Annotated in this window: 4 protein-coding genes; 3 read left to right on the top strand and 1 reads right to left on the bottom strand. The window is 68.2% G+C overall.

The window, feature by feature from the left end; translation table 11 throughout:
• Positions 1 to 112 precede the first annotated feature (112 nt).
• The 3 genes from ACLN58_RS19900 to ACLN58_RS19890 all read left to right on the top strand — a co-directional run bounded on the left by ACLN58_RS19900 (position 113) and on the right by ACLN58_RS19890 (position 2,550).
• Positions 113 to 733 (top strand): L-threonylcarbamoyladenylate synthase, encoded by a 621-nt coding sequence (locus tag ACLN58_RS19900; protein ID WP_415856968.1) that lies wholly within the window; start codon positions 113 to 115, stop codon positions 731 to 733.
• 187 nt (positions 734 to 920) lie between these two features.
• Complete coding sequence (locus tag ACLN58_RS19895) at positions 921 to 1,463, top strand: RNA polymerase sigma factor (protein ID WP_415856967.1); 543 nt, start codon at positions 921 to 923, stop codon at positions 1,461 to 1,463.
• On the top strand, positions 1,450 to 2,550 hold the full coding sequence (locus ACLN58_RS19890; protein ID WP_415856966.1) for a hypothetical protein: 1,101 nt from the start codon (positions 1,450 to 1,452) through the stop codon (positions 2,548 to 2,550). The genes ACLN58_RS19895 and ACLN58_RS19890 overlap by 14 nt, the downstream gene beginning before the upstream one ends.
• A 120-nt stretch (positions 2,551 to 2,670) precedes the next feature.
• Here the strand turns inward: ACLN58_RS19890 and ACLN58_RS19885 are convergent.
• Positions 2,671 to 3,279 (bottom strand): SDR family NAD(P)-dependent oxidoreductase (locus ACLN58_RS19885; protein ID WP_415856965.1); only part of this gene is annotated, 609 nt, incomplete at its 5' end.

Genomic DNA, 3,279 nt, shown 5'->3' with positions numbered 1-3,279 from the left:
CCGGCGCGCTCCAGGGCGGCGGCATCCCGTGCGTCAAGTAGCCGCCCGGCGCGCTGCGCTCGGCGCGGGGGATGGGCCGGGAGGCCTCAGCCCGGAGGCGTAGGCTCGAGGAATGGCGCGCTATTTCGACGTCCACCCTGTGGACCCCCAGCCGCGGCTCATCGGGCAGATCGTGCAGGTCCTCCGGGAGGGCGGCCTCATCGCGTATCCGACCGACTCGTGCTACGCGCTCGGCGCCCAGATGGGCAATCGGGAGGCACTGGACCGCATCCGCCAGATCCGCCGGCTCGACGGCAAGCACCACTTCACGCTCGTGTGCCGCGACTTCGCCCAGCTCGGCCAGCTCGTCAACGTGGACAACGACGTGTTCCGCGCCATCAAGGGCGTGACGCCGGGGCCGTACACCTTCATCCTCCCGGCCACGCGCGACGTGCCGCGGCGCATGCTCCACCCGAAGAAGAAGACGGTAGGCGTGCGCATTCCGGACAACAACGTGGTCCGCTCGCTCCTGGGGGAGCTCGGCGAACCGATCCTCTCCTCGACCCTGCTCCTGCCGGGCGACGAGGATCCGCTCATCGACGGCTGGGACATCAAGGAACGGCTCGACAACGTGCTCGACGCCGTGGTCGACGCGGGCGACTGCGGGACCGATCCGACCACCGTGATCGACTTCTCGGACGGCTACGCGGAGGTGGCCCGGCACGGCGCGGGAGACGCGTCGCGCTTCGAATAGCTCCCCTCCGCACTCCTGTCCGCTTGATTCCTCCCAACCACTCCCGAGCCGGCGCGTTGCGGCGAAACACGGCTATGAGCTCGAAATAAGCGGACCAAGGCGCTGCGCCGCTGAATCGCGCGTCAGGATCGGCTGCTTCCCGGAAATAGTGTGGGCGTCAGACAGTCCTACCGAGGGGGCGGTGCGTATGAGCGTCATGGGCTCGAGCGTTTCCGAAGCGAGTGAGGAGAAGGACGGCTCACCCGATGAGGCGGAGTTCGCTGCCTTCTATCGGCGCCATTACTGGTTCATCTTCGCCTTCGCGAATCGTCGTCTGAGCGATGAGGAGGCTGCGCGTGAGATCGCGGCCGACACCTTCCGCGTCGCCTGGTCCAAGATGTCGGAGCGGGGCGATCGGGAGCTCGCGTGGCTCTACGGGATCGCGCGCAATCTCATCGGGAACGAATATCGGAGGCAGCTGCGGGAACGCGCCCTGCTCCGCCGGATTCAGCATGACGCGAGGATCCTGGACACCGATTCGACGGCCGACCTCATTCGCGAGGCGCTCCTTGAGCTCCGCTACGAGGACCGCGACATTCTCTACCTGACCTATTGGGAGGAACTGAGCGCCTCCCGCCTCGCTGAGGTGCTCGGCTGCTCGGAGGCCTCCGCCTGGAAGCGCGTGAGCCGCGCTCGGAAGGCGCTCAAAGACATCTTGACGAAGAAGGGACACGGTCATGGAAGCGCTTGAGGACACGATCCGCGCCGCAAACCCCGCGCCAGTCAACCCCGACCAGCCGCTCGATCTCCGCGCCGAACAAGACCTGCGGGCCATCATCTCGGGGTCCATTGGCGTCCCCCATCTCGCGTCTCGACGGCGCGCGATCGGACGACGCGCGGTACTCATCGGAGTCGGAGCGGCGGCGGCTGCGGCGGCTGGCGTCATCGCGACGGTCTCGTGGCCGCGTGACCCGGCGCACCCCATCGGCACGGACGTAGCCCAGGCTGCTGGACCCAAGATGCTCGAGGTGCGCCCGCTCTCGGCGACCGCGGCGGAGGTCATCGCCGATGCGCGGCAGAAGCTCCTCGCACCCGACCCGGCCGGGTTCAAGCCCGGGTACTACAAACTCAGCAGTTGGCTGGCCGGCAACGAATCGCTCCCGGGCGGCAAGTCCGGAGCGCCAACCATCCTGCCGCAGACGATGATCATCCGACGGGATGCCGATGGCACCGGAACGCTGACTCGCATCGTTGGGCAACCGTTCTCGCCGACCGACCCAAACGTGAAGTACGCCCTTCCGCCCATCATAGGTGTGTCTCCCGATGGGAACCCCCAGCCCGTGAAGCCCGGGGAGGCATGGACGGTCCCGCTCGACCCGAAGCTATCGCCCGAGGCTCGGAAGACTCTCAAGGGAGATCCCTACCCGAAGCCGCCTGCGGACGACGCCTCCATGGCGGCCTGGATCCACGATTTTCAAAGCAAGGCGACCGCGATGGTCTACGAGGACGCCCAAGGAGTCTTCCAGATGATGGAGGTCATGTCGCGGGACTGGAACCTCTCGAACGCGCAGCAGCGGGCCTATCTCTCGGTCATCGCTGCAATCCCGGGAGTCACCACGCTCGGGGCTGTGACTGATCGACTCGGACGCCCCGGGACGGCGGTCTACCTCGACTCGCCCAAGCAGTGGGGTACGTACCGGAACATCCTCGTCATCGATGACGCGACGGGGCGCATCCTCGACTCCGAGGAGGACTACATCGCAGGCCCGACGGACGGCACGAAGCCCATTCGCCCGGTCACGAGCGTCTCCTCCTACGCGGCGTTCGCCGACGCGTAGTGGCCAGCGCGCTCCTGTCCGCTTGATTCCTCCCAACCACTCCCGAGCCGGCGCGTCTTTCGAGAAACACGTTTCGGGGCCCCGAGAAGTGGACCGGAGCACGCGCCCACCCCGCGCAACTCACCTCAGCACGGCGCCGCCGGCGACGTCGAGCACCACGCCGGTGATCCACCCGGCATCCGCTGAGGCCAGGAACGCCGCGGCCTCCGCGACGTCCTGCGGCGTGCCGAGGCGGCGCAGTGGGTGGTAATCGGCGAGGGCGGCCTGCTGTTCGGCGGGGATTCGCTCGCGATTGCGCTCTGTGAGGATCGTCTCCGGAGCGATGCAGTTCACCCGGACGCCGAAGGGTCCAGCCTGGGCTGCGGCGTCCTGGGTCAGCAGCGCGATCCCGGCCTTCGCCGCCCCGTACGCGATGGGTGCCCGAGCGTCGGGCCTCCTCGCCGCCGTGGACGCGATCGTGACGATCGAGCCCCGTCCGCGCGCCTTCATGCCCGGAAGGAAGCTCTTGAGCGTGAGGAAGGTCGCGGTCAGATTGCCGTCGACCGTGGCCCGCCAGCCAGCCTCGGGAATGTCCTCGAGCGGTGCCGGCGGCGTGAAGTTCCCGCCCGCATTGGCCACGAGGACGTCGACCGGCCCGAGCCCCGCCTCGACCTCGCTCCGCATCGCCTCCACATCGCCGAAGCTCGTCACGTCACCGAGCACCCCGAGCGCCGTCCCGCCCTCGTGGGC

The organism is Sinomonas sp. G460-2, assembly GCF_047759905.1.
Lineage (GTDB): Bacteria > Actinomycetota > Actinomycetes > Actinomycetales > Micrococcaceae > Sinomonas.
The sequence above is the reverse complement of the archived record's forward strand: the minus strand, read 5'-3'. Positions and strand labels throughout refer to the sequence as shown.